Annotated in this window: 18 protein-coding genes and 3 tRNA genes; 17 read left to right on the plus strand and 4 right to left on the minus strand. The window is 59.0% G+C overall.

Annotation, left to right across the window (positions count from 1 at the left end; genetic code table 11):
* Positions 1-188 precede the first annotated feature (188 nt).
* From BMZ23_RS01880 to BMZ23_RS01945, 14 genes are all read left to right on the plus strand, one after another.
* Positions 189-1,010 carry an SDR family oxidoreductase gene (locus BMZ23_RS01880; protein ID WP_093471869.1) on the plus strand — a complete coding sequence of 274 codons (822 nt, stop codon included), beginning with the start codon at positions 189-191 and terminating at the stop codon, positions 1,008-1,010.
* 88 nt (positions 1,011-1,098) lie between these two features.
* The gene (locus BMZ23_RS01885; RefSeq protein WP_093471872.1) at positions 1,099-2,088 is read left to right on the plus strand and encodes a GlxA family transcriptional regulator; all 990 of its coding nucleotides are present in this window, start codon (positions 1,099-1,101) and stop codon (positions 2,086-2,088) included.
* Positions 2,089-2,159: 71 nt separating this feature from the next.
* On the plus strand, positions 2,160-3,374 hold the full coding sequence (locus BMZ23_RS01890; RefSeq protein ID WP_093471875.1) for an aspartate aminotransferase family protein: 1,215 nt from the start codon (positions 2,160-2,162) through the stop codon (positions 3,372-3,374).
* 20 nt (positions 3,375-3,394) lie between these two features.
* Positions 3,395-4,414 (plus strand): arginine N-succinyltransferase, encoded by a 1,020-nt coding sequence (locus BMZ23_RS01895; protein ID WP_093471878.1) that lies wholly within the window; start codon positions 3,395-3,397, stop codon positions 4,412-4,414.
* 2 nt (positions 4,415-4,416) lie between these two features.
* Positions 4,417-5,466: an arginine N-succinyltransferase gene (gene astA, locus BMZ23_RS01900; RefSeq protein WP_093471881.1), complete on the plus strand. Its 1,050-nt coding sequence runs from the start codon at positions 4,417-4,419 to the stop codon at positions 5,464-5,466.
* A 120-nt stretch (positions 5,467-5,586) separates the two neighbouring features.
* Positions 5,587-8,208 (plus strand): alanine--tRNA ligase, encoded by a 2,622-nt coding sequence (gene alaS, locus BMZ23_RS01905; RefSeq protein ID WP_093471884.1) that lies wholly within the window; start codon positions 5,587-5,589, stop codon positions 8,206-8,208.
* Positions 8,209-8,282: 74 nt separating this feature from the next.
* Entirely contained in the window at positions 8,283-9,524 is a 1,242-nt protein-coding gene (locus BMZ23_RS01910) for an aspartate kinase (protein ID WP_093471887.1), read from the plus strand.
* 183 nt (positions 9,525-9,707) lie between these two features.
* Complete coding sequence (csrA, locus tag BMZ23_RS01915; protein WP_093471890.1) at positions 9,708-9,893, plus strand: carbon storage regulator CsrA; 186 nt, start codon at positions 9,708-9,710, stop codon at positions 9,891-9,893.
* A gap of 58 nt (positions 9,894-9,951) precedes the next feature.
* Positions 9,952-10,042, plus strand: a tRNA-Ser gene (locus BMZ23_RS01920).
* A 103-nt stretch (positions 10,043-10,145) separates the two neighbouring features.
* Positions 10,146-10,222 (plus strand) — tRNA-Arg (locus tag BMZ23_RS01925).
* 183 nt (positions 10,223-10,405) lie between these two features.
* Positions 10,406-11,845 carry a magnesium transporter gene (mgtE, locus tag BMZ23_RS01930; RefSeq protein WP_093471893.1) on the plus strand — a complete coding sequence of 480 codons (1,440 nt, stop codon included), beginning with the start codon at positions 10,406-10,408 and terminating at the stop codon, positions 11,843-11,845.
* A 162-nt stretch (positions 11,846-12,007) separates the two neighbouring features.
* Complete coding sequence (locus BMZ23_RS01935; RefSeq protein WP_093471896.1) at positions 12,008-12,262, plus strand: OadG family protein; 255 nt, start codon at positions 12,008-12,010, stop codon at positions 12,260-12,262.
* 49 nt (positions 12,263-12,311) lie between these two features.
* Positions 12,312-14,093: a sodium-extruding oxaloacetate decarboxylase subunit alpha gene (gene oadA, locus BMZ23_RS01940; RefSeq protein WP_093471899.1), complete on the plus strand. Its 1,782-nt coding sequence runs from the start codon at positions 12,312-12,314 to the stop codon at positions 14,091-14,093.
* 12 nt (positions 14,094-14,105) lie between these two features.
* Positions 14,106-15,242: a sodium ion-translocating decarboxylase subunit beta gene (locus BMZ23_RS01945; protein WP_093471902.1), complete on the plus strand. Its 1,137-nt coding sequence runs from the start codon at positions 14,106-14,108 to the stop codon at positions 15,240-15,242.
* A gap of 141 nt (positions 15,243-15,383) precedes the next feature.
* Here BMZ23_RS01945 and BMZ23_RS01950 read toward each other — a convergent pair whose 3' ends face one another.
* On the minus strand, positions 15,384-15,704 hold the full coding sequence (locus BMZ23_RS01950) for an Arc family DNA-binding protein (RefSeq protein ID WP_093471905.1): 321 nt from the start codon (positions 15,702-15,704) through the stop codon (positions 15,384-15,386).
* Positions 15,705-16,052: 348 nt separating this feature from the next.
* Here BMZ23_RS01950 and BMZ23_RS01955 point away from each other — a divergent pair.
* Positions 16,053-16,129, plus strand: a tRNA-Arg gene (locus tag BMZ23_RS01955).
* On the opposite strand, the gene BMZ23_RS15350 is transcribed toward BMZ23_RS01955, so the two are convergent.
* Positions 16,088-17,287 carry an NnrS family protein gene (locus BMZ23_RS15350; protein ID WP_093472147.1) on the minus strand — a complete coding sequence of 400 codons (1,200 nt, stop codon included), beginning with the start codon at positions 17,285-17,287 and terminating at the stop codon, positions 16,088-16,090. The two genes, BMZ23_RS01955 and BMZ23_RS15350, sit on opposite strands and share 42 nt — an antisense overlap.
* Positions 17,288-17,357: 70 nt before the next feature.
* Here BMZ23_RS15350 and BMZ23_RS01965 point away from each other — a divergent pair, with 70 nt between their 5' ends.
* Both BMZ23_RS01965 and BMZ23_RS01970 read left to right on the plus strand, forming a co-directional pair.
* The gene (locus BMZ23_RS01965; RefSeq protein ID WP_093471908.1) at positions 17,358-17,777 is read left to right on the plus strand and encodes a hypothetical protein; all 420 of its coding nucleotides are present in this window, start codon (positions 17,358-17,360) and stop codon (positions 17,775-17,777) included.
* Positions 17,778-17,816: 39 nt separating this feature from the next.
* Entirely contained in the window at positions 17,817-19,157 is a 1,341-nt protein-coding gene (locus BMZ23_RS01970) for an MFS transporter (RefSeq protein ID WP_093471911.1), read from the plus strand.
* Positions 19,158-19,172: 15 nt separating this feature from the next.
* On the opposite strand, the gene BMZ23_RS01975 is transcribed toward BMZ23_RS01970, so the two are convergent.
* Positions 19,173-19,916 carry a flagellar brake protein gene (locus tag BMZ23_RS01975; protein WP_093471914.1) on the minus strand — a complete coding sequence of 248 codons (744 nt, stop codon included), beginning with the start codon at positions 19,914-19,916 and terminating at the stop codon, positions 19,173-19,175.
* A gap of 72 nt (positions 19,917-19,988) precedes the next feature.
* A complete protein-coding gene (locus tag BMZ23_RS01980; protein ID WP_093471917.1) occupies positions 19,989-20,459 on the minus strand; it encodes a flagella synthesis protein FlgN in 471 nt (156 codons plus the stop codon).
* Between the last annotated feature and the right edge of the window lie 14 nt (positions 20,460-20,473).

A 20,473-nucleotide genomic window follows, 5' to 3' on the forward strand; every position in this document is an offset into this window, starting at 1 on the left:
CTCAAAGAGCATGGCTCGCAAGGCCTTTGGCGATCATCCTGCGATGATCGCCTTTTTTTGCGCCTGCGTTGCGCTCGGCGTGGTGAGACATTCGCGCGGTTTATAAGGCGCTGGCGGGGCTCTGCGGCGGGTCGTGCTCTGGGTAGACTTGTCCGATAAACTTTCACACCACCCGGAGACTTACAACAATGAAAAATACGGGGCAGCGGGTTGTCATTACCGGCGCAGGCAGTGGGCTGGGACGTGAGCTGGCATTGCGTTATGCGCGGGAAGGCGCGCGCCTGGCGCTGGCCGATATCAACGATCGCACCGGCCTGGAGATCCTGGCGCTGGTCGAGCAGGCCGGTGGCAGCGGCTTTGTGCAGCGCTGCGATATCCGTGACTTCAGTCAGCTGGCGGCCTTGGCACAGCGCTGCAGTGAGCAACTGGGTGGCGTGGATGTGCTGATCAACAATGCCGGGGTGGCCTCCGGCGGATTCTTCGCCGACCTGTCGCTGGAAGACTGGGAGTGGCAGATCAGCATCAACCTGATGGGGGTGGTCAAGGCCTGCAAGGCCTTTGTGCCCATGCTGCTGCGCCAGGGCAAGGGACAGCTGATCAATATCGCCTCGATGGCGGCCCTGCTGCAGCCGCCGGGCATGAGCAACTACAACGTGGCCAAGGCTGGTGTGGTGGCGCTCTCCGAGAGCCTGCTGGCGGAGCTGAAGCCGCAGGGCATCAGTGTTTCGGTGGTTTGCCCGTCGTTCTTCCGAACCAACCTGCTGGAGTCCTGGCGCGGCTCTGATGACGGCGGCAAGGCACAGGTCGCCCGGTTGTTCGAGCGCTCACCAATCTCTGCGGCGGATATCGCCGATATCATCTGGCGCGAGAGCCAGGCGGGCACCTTTATGATCCTGCCCCATGAGGCTGGTCGTGAGAGCTGGGAGCTGAAACAGCGCGATCCGCAGGCGGTCATCCAGCAGATGATCGAGCTGTCGATCAAGCGTCAGGGGCTGTCGGCGGATCACTGAGCATTTCCGCGCTGCCCCGGTCCTTTCCAAAGCCGTGGCTTGTGGCACAATGGCGCCTTGTCCGCCTGCCATGACCACGGATGTCCGCATGTCCATTGCTGAATGCCAACGGGTTGTTTTCCTGTTCTGGCCGCACACCCATCCGTTGGTGGCGGCCGAGGCGCTGGCTGTGCTGCATTCGGCCAATCGGATGGCCGAGCGGGACTGTTACCGGGTTGAGTACTGCACGCTGGATGGCCAGCCACTGCTGACCGCCGATGGCTGGAGTCTGCAGGCTGGGCACTGGCAAGACCTTGATGAGAGCGTTGATCAGCTGTGGCTGGTTGCCGATGCGGCGGTGGTTCCGGAGCAGCTGCCGGCTGGCCTGGCCATTCAGTTGCGCGGCTTGCAGCGCGCCGGGGTGCGCGTCGGGGCGCTGGAGGCAGGCGTATTTGCTCTGGCCCTGGCGGGTTTGCTGGAACGGGTGGCCTGTGCAGTGCATTGGCGTCTGCTGGACGAATTTCGTCTGGCCTTTCCGCAGATCGAGGCCGACAGCCAGCTGTATGTGAGTGATCAGAGCTGTTGCAGTAGCGGCGGTGGCCAGGCCAGTGCCGATCTGTTGCTGCACTTGCTGGCCGAGGACTTCGGCCAGGATCTGGCGGCGCTGGTATCCGAGGATCTGGTTGCCGAACGCATTCGCGAGGGCAACGAGCGCCAACGGGTGCCGCTGCGCAACCGGTTGGGCAGTACTCATCCGAAGCTGACCGAGGCGGTGATCCTGATGGAGTCGAATATCGAGGAGCCGCTGACCACTGACGAGATTGCCCGGCATGTCTGTGTGTCGCGGCGTCAACTGGAGCGGATCTTCAAACAGTATCTGAACAGCGTGCCGTCGCAGTATTACCTTGAGTTGCGGCTGAACCGGGCGCGGCAGATGCTGTTGCAGACCAGCAAGTCGGTGATCCAGATTGGCTTGTCCTGTGGCTTTTCCTCGGGTCCGCATTTTTCCAGTGCCTATCGCAATTTTTTTGGGGTTACCCCGCGTGAGGACCGCAATCAGCGGCGCGCGCAGCAGGCGGCCGAGGCTGCCAGAGAGTGAGATGATGCCGTCGGCACGGGGCTGGCGGCACGCAAGCAGGACTGCCGGGTGCAGTCGTCAGGAGAGCGAGGATGTCAGAGTCGATGCAGGTCAGCCGGTCGGATTTCGACCGTTACATGGTTCCCAACTACGCGCCGGTGGACATGATCCCGGTGCGCGGCCGAGGCTCGCGCCTGTGGGACCAGCAGGGCCGCGAATATATCGACCTGGCCGGTGGTATTGCAGTGAATGCACTGGGCCATGCGCATCCGGCGATGATCGAGGCATTGACCGAGCAGGCTGGCAAGCTCTGGCATCTGTCCAACGTGATGACCAACGAGCCGGCACTGCGGCTGGCCGCCCGGCTGATCGAGGCGACCTTTGCCGAGAAGGTGTTCTTTGCCAATTCCGGGGCCGAGGCTAACGAGGCAGCCTTCAAGCTGGCGCGGCGTTGGGCGCACGACAGTTTCGGGCCGGACAAGCACGAGATCATTGCCTGCACCAACAGTTTTCACGGCCGGACCCTGTTCACCGTCAGCGTGGGTGGTCAGCCGAAGTACTCCGAAGGTTTTGGTCCGGCCCTGCCGGGTATCAGCCATGTGCCCTACAACGATCTGGCTGCCCTTGAGGCGACAATCTCCGACGCCACCTGTGCGGTGGTGGTCGAGCCGATCCAGGGTGAGGGCGGGGTGATCGCCGCTGATAACGACTGGCTGCGCGGTGTGCGGGCTCTCTGTGACCGGCACAATGCGCTGTTGGTATTTGACGAGGTGCAGAGCGGCATGGGCCGTACCGGCAAACTGTTCGCCTATATGGATACCCCGGTGCTGCCGGATATCCTGACGACGGCGAAAAGTCTGGGTGGTGGCTTTCCGATTGCCGCGATGCTGACGATTGATCGGGTGGCTAAGCATTTTGGCGTCGGCACCCACGGCAGTACCTATGGCGGCAACCCGCTGGGCTGTGCAGTGGCCGAACGGGTGCTGGACATTATTAATACCCGTGAGGTGCTGGACGGTGTGGTGCAGCGCCGGCAGTGGCTGGTTGACGGGCTGCAGGCACTGAATGCCGAGTTTGGCCTGTTCAGCGAGATTCGCGGACGCGGCTTGCTGATTGGGGCGCAGTTTGTCGAGGCGCGGCGTGGTCAGGCGCGCTTGCTCCAGGAGGCGGCGCAGAAGGCTGGTCTGCTGGTGCTGCAGGCCGGTCCGGATGTGATGCGCCTGGCACCCAGCCTGTTGATCGAACAACAGGATATTGAAGAGGCCTTGCAGCGGTTGCGGCTTGCCGTGCAGGGTCTGGATGCGTGATTGACTAGCGGAGAAGCGCCATGTTGCTGCAGCGCCTGTGTCGAATCAGTGATCTGGATGCCATTGAGCGTCTGGCGGCCGGCAGTCCGGTCAGCCTTACCTCGCTGCCGGCCGATCGCAAGCGGCTGAGCGAGATGATCGAGGCCTCGGAGTCGGCGATGGCGGCGGAGGTCGGCATGAGTGGCGAGGAACGCTACCTGTTCGTCACCGAGGACAGCGATACGGGTGAGCTGGTCGGCTGCTCCGGCATAGTCGCGGCAGCCGGCTTCAGTGAGCCGTTCTATGCGCTGCGCAACGAGATGTCGGTGCACGTGTCCCGCGAGCTCGGTTTGCATAACCGTATCCATGCGTTGTCGCTGTGCCACGACCTGACCGGACACAGCCTGCTGTTCGGTTGCTGGCTGGATGCGGCCTGCAATGATGCGGCGGCCTTTGAGTTGAACGCGCGCGGGCGGCTGCTGTTCATTGCCGCCCACCCGCAGCGCTTTGCCGATACCCTGGCTGCCGAGCTGCCGGGGGTCAGTGATGCCGAGGGTAATTCGCCATTCTGGGATGCCCTTGGGCGGCATTTCTTTGCGGTCAGCTACAGCGAGGCCGAGCGCATCGGCAGCCAGCGCGGGCGCAGCTTGCTTGGTGAGCTGATGCCGGGTTATCCGGTGTATGTGCCGATGTTGCCTGAGGCGGCCCAGGAGGTGATAGGTCAGCCACATCCGGCGGTAGCCGAGTTGTTCGATTGCCTGATCGGCGAGGGTTTCGAAGGTGATAATTACGTTGATCTGTTTGATGCTGGGCCGCTGTTACAGGGCCGCACGGCCAGTCTGGCCAGCACCGCGCGTGGTCAGCTGGCGCAGGTTCGGCTTGGTCAGGGCGCATGCGGCAGCCGGCGCTGGCTGGTGGCCAACCAGCAGGTGGCGGATTTTCGTGCTGCCAGCCTGTGGCTGGACTGGCAGCCCGGTGAGCCGCTGCAGCTGGATGCACGGCAGGCCGACTTGCTGAAGGTCGCCGATGGCGACACCCTGCGACTGGTTCCGGAGGTCTGAGTATGTTGCTGCGATCCGCACGTTCCGATGACCTGGCCGCGCTGCTGGCGCTGGCCGAACGCGCCGGTGCCGGGCTGGCCAGTCTGCCGGCCAGCGAAGACAGTCTTGCCCGCCGTCTGCAGGTGGTCGAGCAGAGTTTCCGCGGTCTGGTAGACCGCACCGAGGCCGACTATATGTTCGTGCTGGAGGGTCCGCAGGGCGAGTTGATCGGTTGCAGCGCCATGCTGGCTGCCGCTGGCCTGCGCGAACCCTGGTACAGCTTCCGCATGGGGCTGACGGTAACTGCCTGCCGCGAGCTGGATATCTACCGCCAGCACCCGACTCTGTTTCTGGTGAATGATCTGACCGGTTCCACCGCGCTCTGTTCCTTTTATCTGGAACATGCCTGGCGCCGCAGCCTGCTTGGGCGGCAATTGTCCAAGGCGCGGCTGCTGTTTCTTGCCGAGCATCCGGCGGATTTTGCCGAGCGGGTGATTGTGGAGATGCGCGGGGTGTCGGATGCCGAGGGTAACTCGCCGTTCTGGGACAGCCTCGGACAGCATTTCTTTCGCATGGATTTTGCGCGTGCCGACCACCTGACCGGTATTGGCCAGAAGTCCTTTATCGCCGAGATGATGCCGCGTTTTCCGCTCTACAGTTGTTTTCTCAGTGAGGCGGCGCGCGAGGCGATTGGCCGCGTGCACCCCGAGTCGGAGGCGGCGCTGGCCATGCACCATGAGGAAGGCATGCAGTATCAGGGCTATATCGACATTTTTGATGGCGGCGCTACCCTGGAGGCGCCGGCCGGGCAGATCCGCGCGGTGCGCGACAGCCGTCAGTTGCTGCTGGCCACCGGTACGCCAGGAGAGACTGCCCAGGATTATCTGATCTACAACCGCAACCGGCTGGATTGCCGGATGATTGCGGCCCGTGCCCGCGAGGCTGCCGGCACCCTGGTGGTTTCCGAGCAGGATGCGGCGCGACTTGGTTTGCGCTCTGCCTCACTGGTGCGGGCGGTGCCGTTGGCGCCGCCGGGTGAGGGGCAGGCGATCGACCCTTACTTGCAGGGCTGATACGGCATATCCGGTAACGCCTGCGTGCAGTGCACGGCTGCACGCAGGTCAGTAATGGCGCTATACTGCCCGCTTTGCCAAGCCTGTGGGCGGCATCGTTTCCTCTGTGGTAAGGGACCTATGAAAAGCGCCGAAATCCGTGAAGCCTTCCTGCGTTTCTTTGAAGAAAAGGGACACGCCCGTGTTGCCTCCAGTTCGCTGATCCCGGCGGACGATCCGACCCTGCTGTTTACCAATGCCGGCATGAACCAGTTCAAGGACTGCTTCCTGGGTCTGGAGAAGCGTGCCTACACCCGTGCGGTGACCAGTCAGAAGTGCGTGCGTGCCGGTGGCAAACACAATGATCTGGAGAATGTTGGCTACACGGCGCGCCACCACACCTTCTTTGAAATGCTCGGCAATTTCAGTTTTGGCGACTATTTCAAGCGTGATGCCATCCACTATGCCTGGGAGTTTCTGACCGGCGAGCAATGGCTGAAACTGCCCAAGGACAAGCTGTGGGTCACCGTCTATGCCACCGATGACGAGGCTTACGAAATCTGGAACAAGGAAATCGGCATCCCGGCCGAGCGCCTGATCCGGATTGGCGACAACAAGGGCGCGCCCTATGCCTCGGACAATTTCTGGGCGATGGGTGACACCGGTCCCTGCGGTCCCTGCACCGAGATTTTCTTTGACCACGGCGAGCACATCTGGGGCGGACCGCCGGGCTCACCGGAGGAAGATGGCGACCGCTATATCGAGATCTGGAACAACGTATTCATGCAGTTCAACCGCAGTGCCGATGGCCAGATGCAGCCGCTGCCGGCGCCCAGCGTGGACACCGGCATGGGTCTTGAGCGCATCAGTGCGGTGCTGCAGCACGTCAACTCGAACTACCAGATCGACCTGTTTGGCCGATTGCTGGCCGCAGCAGCCGAGGCGATTGGTTGTGCCAACGACGATGCCGCCTCGCTGAAGGTGGTTGCCGACCATATCCGCTCCTGCAGCTTCCTGATTGCCGATGGCGTGCTGCCGTCGAACGAGGGGCGTGGTTATGTGCTGCGCCGGATCATCCGTCGCGCTTGCCGGCACGGCAACAAGCTGGGTGCCAGCGGTCCGTTCTTCCACCGCATTGTCGCGGCGCTGGTGGCCGAGATGGGTGAAGCCTATCCCGAATTGAAAGCCCAGCAGGCGCATATCGAACGTGTTCTCAAGGGTGAAGAGGAGCAGTTCGCCAAGACGCTGGACCAGGGGCTGCGTATCCTCGAACAGGATCTGGCCGAGCTGCGGGGCTCGCAAATCCCCGGTGAGGTGCTGTTCAAACTTTACGACACCTATGGCTTCCCGGTTGACCTGACCGCCGACATTGCCCGTGAGCGTGGTCTGACGGTGGACGAGGGCGGCTTTGAGGTGGCGATGCAGGCGCAGCGCGAGCGTGCCCGCTCGGCGAGCCAGTTCGGCCTGGACTACAACAGTCTGGTCAAGGTGGATGCCGATACCTGTTTCGAGGGATATACCCGCACTGAAGCAGCGGGCAAGATCCTGGCTCTGTTCCGTGATGGTCAGGCGGTCGAGACCCTGGCGGATGGCGAGAGCGGGGTGGTCGTGCTGGACAGCACACCTTTCTATGCCGAGTCCGGTGGCCAGGTCGGCGATACCGGTTACCTGGAAGGTGCCGGCGTGCGTTTTGACGTGCGCGATACCACCAAGGCCGGTGGCGCCCATCTGCATCATGGTGTGGTGGCGCGTGGCAGCCTGAGCGTGGGCGCCAGCCTGATGGCGGTGGTGGATGCCGAGGTGCGTCAGGCCACCAAGTGCAATCATTCGGCCACCCACTTGCTGCATGCGGCGCTGCGCGAGATCCTCGGTGAGCACGTTACCCAGAAGGGCTCACTGGTCGACAGTCAGCGGCTGCGCTTCGACTTCAGTCATTTCGAGGCGATTACCCCGGCGCAACTGCGCGCACTGGAGCAACGGGTCAATCAGCAGATACGCCTGAACTCCGAGGTGGAAATTGCGGTTACCGATATGGAAACTGCCAAGCGCAAGGGCGCCATGGCGCTGTTTGGCGAGAAGTATGGTGATCAGGTGCGGGTGCTGACCATGGGCGGCGGCTTCTCGGTGGAGTTGTGCGGCGGCACCCATGTCAAGCGGACCGGTGATATCGGACTGTTCAAGATTGTCAGCGAAGGCGGTATCGCCTCTGGTGTGCGCCGTATCGAGGCAGTCACCGGGCAGGGTGCGCTGAACTGGCTGGCCGACAGCGAAGATCTGCTGCGTCATGCCGCACAACTGCTCAAGGGGGGGCGCGAAACCCTGCTGGATAAACTCGGTGGCCTGCTTGAGCGCAGCCGCCAGCTGGAGAAGGACGTCGAGCAACTGAAAGCCAAGGTAGCCAGCGCCGCTGGTAATGATCTGGCTGGTGAGGCCTGCCAGCGGGGCGGTCTGCAGGTGCTGGTCAAGCGAATTGACGGGCAGGATGGCAAGGCGCTGCTGGCACTGGTCGATCAGTTGAAGAACAAGCTGGGCTCCGCGGTGATCCTGCTCGGCGGTGAGCTGGATGGCAAGGTGGTGCTGGTTGCCGGGGTGACTGCGGATCTGACCGGCAAGGTCAAGGCCGGTGATCTGATTCGCACTACCGCGGCGCGGGTTGGCGGCAAGGGCGGCGGTCGTCCGGACATGGCCCAGGGTGGTGGCACTGATGTGGCCGCGCTGGATACCGCGCTGGCAGAAGCGCTGGCGACGTTCGGCGACGCTTGATTTTTGGGGCAGGCCCGCAGGGGTCTGGTTGACGGGTCGGATTTCCGACCGGCTATGGGGGTTGGTGCAAAGAAATGGCACTTATTGTCCAGAAGTTCGGTGGTACCTCGGTGGGCACTGTGGAACGCATTTCCCAGGTAGCCGAGAAAATCAAGGGGTTCAAGGCGCAGGGTCATGATCTGGTGATCGTGGTCTCCGCCATGAGCGGGGAAACCAACCGTCTTATCGATCTGGCCAGGCAGATGCAGGCGACGCCGGATCCGCGCGAGCTGGATATGGTGTTGTCCACCGGTGAGCAGGTAACCATTGGTTTGCTGGCCATGGCGCTGAAGTCGCGTGGCGTGCCGGCGGTGTCCTATACCGGCAGTCAGGTGCGGATCCTTACTGACAGAGCCTTTAACAAGGCACGCATCCAGCACATTGATGATGCAAACATTCGTGCTGATCTGGATGCCGGGAAGGTGGTAATTGTTGCTGGCTTCCAGGGTGTTGACGAACAGGGCAATATCACCACCTTGGGGCGTGGCGGCTCGGATACCACTGGTGTGGCGCTGGCGGCGGCCCTGAAGGCCGATGAATGCCAGATCTACACTGATGTGGATGGTGTCTACACCACTGATCCGCGAGTGGTCGAGAGTGCCCGCCGGCTGGACAAGATCACCTTCGAGGAGATGCTGGAAATGGCCAGCCTGGGCTCCAAGGTGCTGCAGATCCGTTCGGTCGAGTTTGCTGGCAAGTACAACGTGCCGCTGCGTGTGCTGCACAGTTTCAAAGAGGGTCCCGGGACCCTGATTACCCTTGAGGATGGTGCTTCAATGGAACAACCCGTCATTTCCGGTATTGCCTTCAATCGTGACGAAGCCAAATTGACCATTCGTGGTGTGCCGGATATCCCCGGCGTGGCTTTCCGCATTCTTGGTCCGGTCAGCGCTGCCAACATCGAAGTTGACATGATTGTGCAGAACGTCGCGCAGGACAACACTACTGACTTCACCTTCACTGTGCACCGCAATGACATGCGCAAGGCGCTGGATATTCTGGGGCAGGTGGCCGGCGATATCGGCGCGCGCGAAGTAGCTGGTGATGACAAGATCGCCAAGGTGTCTATTGTTGGGGTAGGCATGCGATCGCATGCGGGTGTGGCCAGCAAGATGTTCGAGGCATTGTCGCGTGACGGCATCAACATTCAGATGATCTCCACCTCGGAAATCAAGATTTCTGTGGTGATTGATGAAAAGTATCTGGAGCTGGCCGTGCGCTCTCTGCACAGCGCCTTTGAGCTGGATGCGGTGAACCAGCCGGAAGACCATATCTGAACTGGGCGTACTCCAGTGCGCCAGGTTGCCAGCAGTGTCCGGCCGCTGCTGGCATCCGGTGCTATGCTGTGCACTGACCGGTTTTCAATCGGGGGTGTAACGGCTGCACCGGGACACGCAAGTGTCAGCCGGTTTTTTGCAGATAACCCAGTTGTGTCCTGATCAATAAATGGAGAGAAAGGAATGCTTATTTTGACGCGTCGGGTCGGTGAGACCCTGATGGTCGGTGATGAGGTAACGGTCACCGTATTGGGCGTGAAGGGCAACCAGGTGCGTATAGGTGTCAATGCGCCGAAGGAAGTCGCCGTTCATCGAGAGGAAATCTACCAGCGCATCCAGCGTGAAAAAGACGAAGAACCAAATAGCTAATTTTATTGAATTTTTCGTTGCATAAAGCACTACGCGCAGTTAATATTCTGCGCGTCACGGAGAGGTGGCCGAGAGGCCGAAGGCGCTCCCCTGCTAAGGGAGTATACCTCAAAAGGGTATCGCGGGTTCGAATCCCGCCCTCTCCGCCATTTTGCCAATGGGGTGAATGGCAGTCACACGTTAGTTTCTGAAATTGAAAGAAAAAAACGTTTGACAGGGTGTTTTAAAGCCCTATAATGCGCCCCACGAAACGCACTCGTAGCTCAGCTGGATAGAGTACTCGGCTACGAACCGAGCGGTCGGAGGTTCGAATCCTCCCGAGTGCGCCATTTCGAAAACCCACCGGCCTTCCGGTGGGTTTTTTTGTGCCTGCGTGATGGCTGTTGCGAGATCCTGGCAGCCTGTGTCGGTTGGTCTGGGCTATGCTGGAGGCTTGTGAGGCTCGGAGCGATAATTGATCGCTGTGCGAGCTTGCGGCGTGCGCGACAGTCTGGAATACGGAAGCCTTGTCTATGTCCGAGCTGAAAAGAAAATCTCCGGAAAGCCTGCAGGATCGCCTGGATCAGGTGCATGAGCTGTTGCGTCGGCATCGACTGGTGGAGAATCTGGTGCATCGTCAGGAGGGCGAGCATCAGGACTTGGTTGAGTCGCTGGTTCACAAGCAGAATCTGGTTGAACTGCAGCGCAAGCTGGATGAGCTGCATCCGGCTGACGTCGCCTATATTCTTGAATCCCTGCCCCTTGAAGAGCGTCTGGCGGTCTGGCAGCTGGTCAAGGCCGAGCGTGACGGTGACATCCTGCTGGAGGTCTCCGATGCGGTGCGTGAAACCCTTATTGCCGATATGGACAATGAGGAAATCATGGCGGCCGCCAACAGTCTTGATGCTGACGAGCTGGCTGATCTGGCCCCGGACCTGCCGCGAGATGTAGTTCGTGAGCTGATGGATACGCTGGACGCCCAGCAACGTGAGCGACTCAAGTCAGCGCTGTCGTTCGACGAGGATCAGGTCGGGGCGATGATGGACTTTGACATGATCACCATCCGTGATGATGTCAGTCTTGAAGTGGTCAGTCGTTATCTGCGCCGCTTTGACGCGCTCCCCGACCATACCGACAAGTTGTTTGTAGTCGACAATGACGGCTTGCTGCAGGGCGTGCTGCCGGTTAAAAAGCTTCTGGTCAGTTCTCCGGATCTGCTGGTTGCCGATGTGATGTCTGCTGACCCGGTGGTATTTGATCCTGAGGATGATGCCAGTGAGGCGGCTCAGGCTTTCGAGCGTTATGACCTTATCTCTGCACCGGTGGTGGATGCCCAGGGCAAGCTGTTCGGGCGCCTGACCATCGACGAGATGGTTGACTATATCCGTGAGGAAAGTGAGCAGGAAGTGCTGAGCGCCGCAGGTCTGCGCGAAGAGGAAGATATCTTTTCCTCTGTTTGGAAGTCGGTCGGTAACCGTTGGGCCTGGCTGGCGATCAACCTCTGTACTGCCTTGCTGGCATCCCGGGTGATCGGGTTGTTCGAGGGGTCTATTGAGCAGTTGGTAGCACTGGCCGCCTTGATGCCAATTGTAGCGGGTATCGGTGGCAACTCGGGCAACCAGACCGTCACCATGATCGTGCGCGGTATTGCTACTGGGCAGGTGCAGGTTGCCCACGGTCGGCGGTTGCTGCGCAAGGAAGCTGGTGTGGCGCTGATCAACGGATTCATCTGGGGTGTGGTGCTGGCCTGCATCGCTTGGCTGCTGTACGACAACGTGGCCTTGTCCGTCGTGCTGTTGTCGGCAATGACACTGAACATGCTCCTGGCGGCCTGTATGGGGGTGGTGATACCGCTGATTCGTCTGCGTCTGGATCGTGACCCGGCGTTGGGTTCGAGTGTGATGATTACCGCGATTACCGACAGTGGCGGGTTTTTCATTTTCCTCGGGCTGGCAACTATTTTCCTGCTGTGACTTCGGTTTACAGATGTCGCACAGATTGCAATAAATGTCACATCAGGATAGATTGGGCGGGTTTTGACAGGTGGATAGTGACTGGAATTTCGCCTGCATGACTGATCAATAATTACTGTCGACGGCGCCTGCGGGCGCTGTTTCTTCACGCTGGGGGGCGTCATGGGTTCATCCGAATTGCTTGAGGAAGGTTTCGAGCTGATGCTGCTGGGTATGGGCTCAGTGTTCATCTTTCTGATCGTGCTGGTTTTTATTACCACGATAATGTCCCGTCTCTTGACGCGCTTTTTTCCCGAGCCTGTTGCCGCTCCCAAGGTTGCTCCGAAGTCCGCTGCTGTTGCTGTCGGCTCAGTTGATCCTGAGTTGGTGGCTGCCATAGGTGCTGCCATCAAGCAGCACCGTGCTCGCCGCGGCTGAGAATAGTTACGTACTTTCTTCCCATTGAAACAACCAAGGCCATGACACTATGACCGATACCAAGAAGCCGCTGGGTATTACCGATGTGATCCTGAGGGATGCCCACCAGTCCATTCTGGCAACCCGTATGCGTCTCGATGATATGCTGCCGATCGCCGGCAAGCTCGACCAGGTAGGATTCTGGTCCGTCGAATCCTGGGGTGGAGCAACTTTTGATGCCTGTATTCGCTATCTAGGCGAAGATCCCTGGGAGCGTATCCGCGCGCTGAAAAAGGCCATGCCGAATACCCGTCAGCAAATGTTGCTGCGTGGCCAGAACCTGCTTGGTTATCGTCACTACGCCGACGATGTGGTAGAAAAATTTGTCGAGCGTGCAGCGGTAAACGGGGTTGACGTATTCCGCGTGTTTGATGCGATGAATGATCCGCGCAACCTGGATACCGCCCTGAAGGCGGTGAAGAAGCAGGGCAAGCATGCGCAGGGCACTATCTCCTACACCACCAGCCCTGTGCATACCATGGATATGTGGATTGAGCTGTCCAAGCAGATCGAAGATATGGGTGCCGACTCCATCGCGATCAAGGACATGGCCGGCATCCTGACCCCGTACAAGGCTTTTGAGCTGGTCTCGCGCCTGAAGCAGACGCTGAGCATTCCGGTTCATATGCAGTGCCATGCGACTGCCGGTCTGTCCACTGCCGCCATTCTCAAGGCCGCAGAAGCCGGGATCGACAACGTTGATACTGCTATCTCCTCAATGTCCATGACCTATGGCCATTCACCGACCGAGTCGGTGGTGGCGATCTTCCAGAATACTGAGCGTGATACCGGCCTGAATCTGGAGTTGCTTGAGGAAGTCGCAGCCTACTTCCGTGAAGTGCGGAAAAAGTACGCCAAGTTCGAAGGTAACCTCAAGGGTGTGGACTCGCGCATTCTGGTTGCTCAGGTGCCGGGCGGCATGCTGACCAACATGGAAGGGCAGCTCAAGGAGCAGGGCGCCAGTGACAAATTTGATGCAGTGCTGGCAGAGATTCCGCGGGTGCGTGAAGACCTCGGTTTCATCCCGCTGGTAACGCCGACCTCGCAGATTGTCGGCACTCAGGCAGTGATCAACGTGCTGACCGGTGAGCGTTACAAGTCGATCACCAAGGAAACTGCAGGCATCCTCAAGGGTGAATACGGCGCAGCGCCGGCACCTTTCAATACCGAGTTGCAGGCGCGGGTACTGGATGGTGCTCAGGCCATCACCTGCCGCCCGGCCGATCTGCTCGAGCCTGAGATGGACAAGCTGACTGCCGAACTCAAGGGGATTGCCCAGGAGAAAGGTATCAAGCTGGCCGCCGATGAAATTGATGATGTGCTGACCTATGCACTGTTCCCGCAGATCGGTCTGAAGTTCCTGGAAAACCGCGGCAATCCGGATGCGTTCGAACCGGCTCCGACCGGCAAGGAGCTGCCAGTTTCCTCGGCCAAGCCGGGCGAGCCCGAAGTCTATACCGTCAGCGTGAACGGCAAGGAGTTCGTGGTGCAGGTGGCTGAAGGTGGCGACATTACCGGTATCAAGCCGCTGGGTGCTGCTGCTTCCGCTGCTGCGCCTGCTGCCTTGCCTGCTGGTGGTGGTGATCCGCAGGCGGCACCGCTGGCTGGCAATATCTTCAAGGTGCTGGTGGCTCCGGGTGACCAGGTTCAGGAAGGTGACGTGGTCATCATCCTGGAGGCGATGAAGATGGAAACCGAAGTGCGGGCCTTCAAGGCTGGCACCATCGGTAGCGTCAATGTCAAGGTCGGCGACGCGGTAACCGTCGGCGATACCTTGCTGACTATCGGTTAAGGGGGAAGATTCATGGAGAAGCTTCTCCAGTTGTGGCAGACCACCGGTATCCATCATATGGAGCTGGGTCAGGTGATCATGATCGCCATCTGCCTGATGCTGATCTATCTGGCTATCAAGAAAGGCTTTGAGCCGCTGCTGCTGATCCCGATCGGTTTTGGTGGGGTGCTGGCCAACCTGCCGGTGGCGGGTATCGCCGAGTCTGGCGGTATGCTTTATATGCTCTACCAGATTGGTCTGCCAACCACCATGTTCCCGCTGCTGATCTTTATGGGCGTGGGCGCTATGACCGATTTTGGTCCCATGTTGGCCAATCCGCGTACCCTGTTGCTCGGTGCTGCCGCACAGTTCGGTATCTTTGGTACCCTGCTGGGGGCGCTGGCACTGACTGCGTGGGGTATTCCGGGGTTCGACTTTACTATCAAGGAAGCAGCATCGATTGCCATTATCGGTGGGGCCGATGGCCCGACGTCGATCTTTGTGACGTCTCAGCTCGCTCCGCATCTGCTTGGTCCGATTGCCGTGGCGGCTTATGCCTATATGGCGCTGGTGCCATTGCTGCAGCCGCCGATCATGCGTGCTTTGACCAACAAGAAAGAGCGCGCGATTACCATGGTGCAACTGCGCACCGTGAGCAAGACCGAAAAGATCATGTTCCCAATCGTGCTGATGATACTTGTGGCGCTGTTGCTGCCTTCAGCCGCGCCGCTGGTGGGTATGCTGTGCTTTGGTAATCTGATGCGTGAATGTGGGGTGGTTGAGCGTCTGGCGGATACCGCCCGTAATGCGCTGATCAATATTGTGACCATAGCGCTGGGTTTGGCAGTTGGTTCGCAAATGTCTGCAGAATCCTTCCTTCAACTGACCACCCTGGGCATTATGGTGCTGGGTATGGTGGCCTTCTGCGGCGGGACGGCGGCAGGTGTGCTGATGGCCAAGCTGATGAATCTGGTCAGCAAGCAGCAGATCAACCCATTGATCGGCTCTGCTGGTGTGTCGGCGGTACCCATGGCTGCACGTGTTTCCAATAAGGTCGGCCTGGAGGCTAATCCGCAGAACTTCCTGCTGATGCATGCCATGGGGCCGAATGTGGCAGGTGTGATCGGCTCGGCAGTGGCGGCGGGTGTGTTGCTGAACTTCGTCGGCTAAGATTCCCGGTGCCACAACAAAAAGCCCGGCTTGTCCGGGCTTTTTGTTGTGCAGTAGAAATGGGTGGTGAGCTACTGGCAGAAAAGGCAAAGCCCGCCGGAAGGCGGGCTTTTGCGGGTGTTGCAGGACGAAAAGTCTGGATCAGGACGCCTGTTCCTGGCTGAGCAGTGCGAGCAGGGCATTCTGCTGGCGGTGACTCATTTCACGGAAGCGATTCAGCAGCTCGCGCTCGGGAACGCTGAGTTGCTGCTCGTCGATCTGGCTGATGTTGCGGATGCTCAGGCCCACGGGCAAAACGGGGAGGTCATGCAGGCTCTGTTCGAGTCGCGCGATAATTTCCGAGTTCATGCTGCGGTGGTGCTTACGCGCAACCTCGGCGATGTGATCACGCATTCCATCCGGCAGGCGTATGACGAACTTGTCTGCTGTACGACTGGTAAACTCTCGGGTGGCTGTTTTCATAATCAAGGATGCATTCTTGAGATTGGCGGAAGATGCAGCTCGTGCTGGTACAACAACCTTGTCGTGACGACTGCGATTTCATTGTCGATGTTGCCATATTCACGGGGCAAATCAAACAACTGTACGAAACTCTACTCCTGTTTCACTATTTTGGGTAGGCTTGATGTGCTGTGGTGGCTTAATGGCGTCGTTTTTGTGTCACCCTTTGTGAGCTGGTTCACACTTGATGTGCCATGCGTGGTCGTTAATGTAATGAGTAATTCCTGCTTTGCTGCAGAGGTGACTTGGAATTCTCCGGTGTTTTTGTACAATGCGCAGGCATTCGTCAGTCCAGATCAACACCTTTTTGCGCTTGTAGCTCAGCTGGATAGAGCAACCGCCTCCTAAGCGGTAGGTCGCCGGTTCGAATCCGGCCTTGCGCACCAAATTCCCGACCATTTCCATGCCAGCCATAGATAGGCAAGACTCCAGCATATGGCGGCTATCCAGAGCAAAAGTATCCTGTTTTCGAGCAGGTCCGCTCCGACGCGTGCACAGGCTGCCAGCGTAATCATCAGGCATGGGAACGCCAGCAAGCCCCAGTCAGTACTGTGCTTCAGTCGTTGGGCCAGGCTGCGCAACATGATGCAGCATGACAGGGTGCCCAGTGCTCCGGTACTGATCATGTGTACGCTGGTTTGCCACCCCCACTGGCATATCAGCGCAAGACCGCAGGCAATCAGCCCCACTGCGAGCCATAGATAGCCGATCAGCATCCCTGAAATGAATGCATGGCCGAGTAGTGCGCGCACTTGCCAGCGCCAAAGTCGAGTCAGGCATAGAAAGCCGGCAACAACAAGCAGTAATCCGGCTGGCGCCGGTAGCCAGTGGCCGAGCAAAGCCGCACAGCCAATGGTTGCTATCAGCCATCCTTCCAGCCCCGGCTGAAGTCGGGCCTGTATCTCTATTCCGCGCTTCTGGTGGGCGGTTGTAATTGCTGGCGCGAGGCTGCGGCCACCCATGAACATCATCAGAAGTGCCAGCAGCAAGAGCATCTGGCTGCCCAGATGTCGTTGCCAATACCAGCCGTTGTGTTGGGCAATCAGCCAGTTGCTGGCCACCGCCAGAATGGCCAGTAATCCCAGTAGTGGGACCAGCATCAGATTGCTCCAGCGCTTGGCCCGAGCAAAGCGAGGCAGTAATAACCATAACAGGCTGCAGGCAAAGACGGTTTGGGCGCCGGTGCCAAGCCAGTCTGGTGAGCCGCTGAGTGGCGCAATCCGGGCAGTAGCCCAAGCTGTCAATAATCCCAGCAATTGCCAGCGAGATGTTTTTCCGCACAGATATCCGGTAATCAAAGCCAGGGTAAAGCCTGAAAGCAGGTGCTGCGCATGCGCGCCGGGTTGGGCCAGCGCCGGTATGTTGATCTGGTACAGGAGGGCGCCCAGACTCAAAGGAACCATGATGGCTGCATACAAGCAGGCAACAGGGAACCACCAATGGCTGGCCCAGTCGCGTTCGTGAAGCCATTCGGACAGGGAGATGTTTGGCTGAAAAAACATTGGCTGGCTGAATCTTCTCGGTGATATGGCAAAGGGTAGCATGGGGCTTTGCAGTCTCAACTGCTATCATGCCTGCAAATCATTCACGACCATTTTACAAGAGGGTGGCGTTATGCAAGAGCCGAGCATTCAATCATTTTCCGACCTGCTCGCAGTAGCGCGGCAACAGTCGGAGCCGCAGCGATTGTTGTTTGTTTTTGCCAGGCCCGAATTGCCTGAAGGGCACACGGCAGAACAGGCAAAGCGTTTTGCCGAAGGGCAGGGTGGTCATTTGGCTCCCGTGCTTTGTGTCGACAAGTCTGCCAATGAACTTGGCAGCTTTGACGAGTTGGTTGCCGAGTCGGAGACGACCGGACAGGAGTGGGCTGTGGTTTTTGTTGCGGCGCTGTCGGGTCAGATGGGCTGCGAGGCTGCGCCGGAGTCTTGTGACAAGGCGCTGCGTAACATGGTGAGTTCAATTCAGGTTGGTCGTGTGGCGGGTTTCCTTACGTTTGACCGCAGTGGTGCGCCTATGGAGTTGATAACAGGTTGAAGATTGCGGTCCGTTTTTGTTACTAACCCCGGAGGAGTCATGCCCAAGGCATTAATGGCGTTCTCGTCGCTGTATTTTGCAGCCTTGCTGATGCTGCTTGGCAGTGGTTTGCTGACTACCTGGCTGGGTTTGCGTCTCAATCAGCAAGGGGTGGGTGAGTTCTGGATCGGTCTGATGATGGCTGCTTATTATCTGGGACTGGTTGCCGGGGCCTCGGTTGGCCACCGCCTGATTGCCAGAGTCGGTCATATACGCGCGTTTGTTGCCAGCGCGGGTGTTGTGACTGCCTCGGTGCTTGGCCATGCGTTGCTAGAGACGACCGGTTTCTGGTTGTTGCTACGTTTGTTGGTAGGCATGGGGATGATGTGCCAGTACATGGTGGTGGAAAGCTGGCTCAATGAGCAGGCAGAGTCACATCAGCGCGGCATGGTGTTCGCCAGTTATATGGTGGTGACCTTCCTGGGCACTGTGTTGGGTCAAATCGTGCTGACCATAATGCCGGATCTGGATATTCGTCATTTGCTGATGGTAGCCATGTGCTTTTCTCTGTGTCTGGTGCCGGTTGCGGTGACCCGGCGAATTCACCCGGCTCCCCTGCATCCGGCGCCTTTGAAGGTGCGTCTGTTTATCGAGCGTATTCCTCAGGCACTCACCTCGGTGCTGGTTTCGGGGTTGCTGGTCGGTGCCTTTTATGGTCTGGCTCCGGTGTTCGCTGCGTCGAGCGGTTTACAGACGGCTGAGGTAGGTCTTTTTATGGCGGTAACCGTGGGGGCGGGCTTGTTGGCTCAGTGGCCGGTAGGCTGGCTCTCCGATCGCCTGGACCGCAGTCGTATGATCCAGCTGAATGCCATCATACTGACCGGGGTCACCTTGTTGATTTCGCTTGGCGTGCTCGATTCCGGGGCAACGCTGGCACTCACCGCAATCTTTGGCTTGCTCGCATTTACTCTCTACCCGTTGGCTGTTGCGCTTGCCAATGACCATGTGGAACAGGAGGAGCGGGTGCCGCTTTCGGCAATGCTTTTGCTGACCTTTGGTGTGGGTGCCAGTATTGGCCCGGTCGCAGCCTCTGTACTTATGGGGCAGTGGGGGCCGGGCATGCTCTATGTGTTTATGGCCTGTTGTACGTTGGTGCTGATGGTGCGCGTGCGTCCGGAGCAGGTAACCGGAGAGCATCTGGTTGATGAGGCTCCGCTGAGCTTCATGCCGGCTGCAGGTAACCTGGCAAGTTCGCCGCTTGCTGCCGCGCTGGATCCTCGTGTGGATGAGCAGATGGTGGTAGAGCAGATGGTGGATGAGGAAGCCCTTCAGCAGCGTGAAGGGGATATTGCGGAAGAGGTTGTTGTGGATGCTGATGGTGATGAGCATCGTCCGGGCTGAAGCCTGAGGGAGGCTTCAGAACAGGTCTTCCCTCTCGAAGCGGCGGGCTTCACGTTGCAGGAAGTTGACGAATCGATCGATCTGGCGTTGGGTCATCGCGTCAACCTTTTTGAATGCCAGGCCTAGCAGTGTGATATTGCGCTCAACGTCATGCTTGATATGCCGGGCTTCCAGCGTCACGCTCAGGCGGCCGCCATCCGGTAGTGCAATCCAGCTTTGCCCAAGCTCCTGGCCAGGCTTTATCAGCCCCTGCAGGTCGCCCTCAAAGGTGGCGCGACAGCCTGTGGCGGAAACGTCGTTGAGACGACCCTGTGCGTTCTTTTTCAAGCGGGAGTCTGCCAGCGTCAGCTGTGCCTGTATGCCGGGTGGCATGCCGGCGCGAAATGCGCCGCGTTTCTGGTGGTGGGTGATCTCTGCCGGTAGCGGCAAGCGGTAGGCAGGGGCGCCTTCAAGCTCTACGCAGGCCGCGCTGTTGCAGTCCCAGAAAACATGAACGCCGTCATGCCAGCTGTCGATCCGGAAGCTTTCGCCCTGAGCCATGAACTTGTCTCCTTCGCGAGGAATCAGTTCATCCAGCCACAGGTATTGTTCATCCAGCTGAACAACAAAGCTTTGAAATTGCAGGCTGCGTTCGTCGAATTTGATGTGCAGGGCATCGCGGGCATTTTGCAGGTTCTTGAGGATCGCCTGTATTTCTATTGCGGATGTAACCTGACGTGGAGGTTGCGGGCCTGTCTGTTGTTGGAATAGTGATGCCACTGGACTCTCTCGATCAGAACGCTATACCGGACGAATATACACCAGACTTGCAATAAATTGTGTCGAGGATAGTCAGGCTTTGTCGATCGGACGCTGTGTTGATCCTCTGGGTGTGAGGCCCTGACGATCGTAAAGGTTGCGGCTGGTTTCGCCCTGATTGCGTAGCAGGTCCAGCAGTCGCTGGGTGTTGCTCTGGCTGTGATGCATGAGGCGGGCGTTGCGCAGGTTGGCAGACTGGCACAGCTCGAGAGCGGTGACAAAAAAACCGTACTGCTCCTGCAGCTCCGGCTCATCGAGACTGACGACAAGGGCTTTGAGTTGCCTGGGGTCACTGTTGTCAGCGTGGTGTTGGCACCAGTCGGCAATCTGCTGATCGTGCCCGGCAAGACGCTGAAGCAAGGGCGATTTTTCGTGCAGGATCTTTTCCAGATTAACCAGATCGGATTTTATGAGTGCCTGTTGCTCCTGATCCAGCAGAGCAATATAGGCATTGCAGTCATCAGTGGCAGTTTTCAGCAGGGCGCAGAGTTGATTAACAGGCATGAGCGTGTCGGTGT

It is taken from the genome of Halopseudomonas yangmingensis (assembly GCF_900114825.1).
GTDB lineage: Bacteria > Pseudomonadota > Gammaproteobacteria > Pseudomonadales > Pseudomonadaceae > Halopseudomonas > Halopseudomonas yangmingensis.

What these genes read in the sequence shown, in the direction of transcription:
- BMZ23_RS15350 (WP_093472147.1), bottom strand. Translation starts at nt 17,287, where the DNA reads ATGCTACCCTTTGCCATATCACCGAGAAGATTCAGCCAGCCAATGTTT.
- BMZ23_RS01965 (WP_093471908.1), top strand. Translation starts at nt 17,358, where the DNA reads ATGCAAGAGCCGAGCATTCAATCATTTTCCGACCTGCTCGCAGTAGCG.
- BMZ23_RS01945 (WP_093471902.1), top strand. Translation starts at nt 14,106, where the DNA reads ATGGAGAAGCTTCTCCAGTTGTGGCAGACCACCGGTATCCATCATATG.
- oadA (WP_093471899.1), top strand. Translation starts at nt 12,312, where the DNA reads ATGACCGATACCAAGAAGCCGCTGGGTATTACCGATGTGATCCTGAGG.
- BMZ23_RS01980 (WP_093471917.1), bottom strand. Translation starts at nt 20,459, where the DNA reads ATGCCTGTTAATCAACTCTGCGCCCTGCTGAAAACTGCCACTGATGAC.
- alaS (WP_093471884.1), top strand. Translation starts at nt 5,587, where the DNA reads ATGAAAAGCGCCGAAATCCGTGAAGCCTTCCTGCGTTTCTTTGAAGAA.
- BMZ23_RS01890 (WP_093471875.1), top strand. Translation starts at nt 2,160, where the DNA reads ATGTCAGAGTCGATGCAGGTCAGCCGGTCGGATTTCGACCGTTACATG.
- BMZ23_RS01950 (WP_093471905.1), bottom strand. Translation starts at nt 15,704, where the DNA reads ATGAAAACAGCCACCCGAGAGTTTACCAGTCGTACAGCAGACAAGTTC.
- astA (WP_093471881.1), top strand. Translation starts at nt 4,417, where the DNA reads ATGTTGCTGCGATCCGCACGTTCCGATGACCTGGCCGCGCTGCTGGCG.
- csrA (WP_093471890.1), top strand. Translation starts at nt 9,708, where the DNA reads ATGCTTATTTTGACGCGTCGGGTCGGTGAGACCCTGATGGTCGGTGAT.
- mgtE (WP_093471893.1), top strand. Translation starts at nt 10,406, where the DNA reads ATGTCCGAGCTGAAAAGAAAATCTCCGGAAAGCCTGCAGGATCGCCTG.
- BMZ23_RS01895 (WP_093471878.1), top strand. Translation starts at nt 3,395, where the DNA reads ATGTTGCTGCAGCGCCTGTGTCGAATCAGTGATCTGGATGCCATTGAG.
- BMZ23_RS01880 (WP_093471869.1), top strand. Translation starts at nt 189, where the DNA reads ATGAAAAATACGGGGCAGCGGGTTGTCATTACCGGCGCAGGCAGTGGG.
- BMZ23_RS01910 (WP_093471887.1), top strand. Translation starts at nt 8,283, where the DNA reads ATGGCACTTATTGTCCAGAAGTTCGGTGGTACCTCGGTGGGCACTGTG.
- BMZ23_RS01885 (WP_093471872.1), top strand. Translation starts at nt 1,099, where the DNA reads ATGTCCATTGCTGAATGCCAACGGGTTGTTTTCCTGTTCTGGCCGCAC.
- BMZ23_RS01970 (WP_093471911.1), top strand. Translation starts at nt 17,817, where the DNA reads ATGCCCAAGGCATTAATGGCGTTCTCGTCGCTGTATTTTGCAGCCTTG.
- BMZ23_RS01935 (WP_093471896.1), top strand. Translation starts at nt 12,008, where the DNA reads ATGGGTTCATCCGAATTGCTTGAGGAAGGTTTCGAGCTGATGCTGCTG.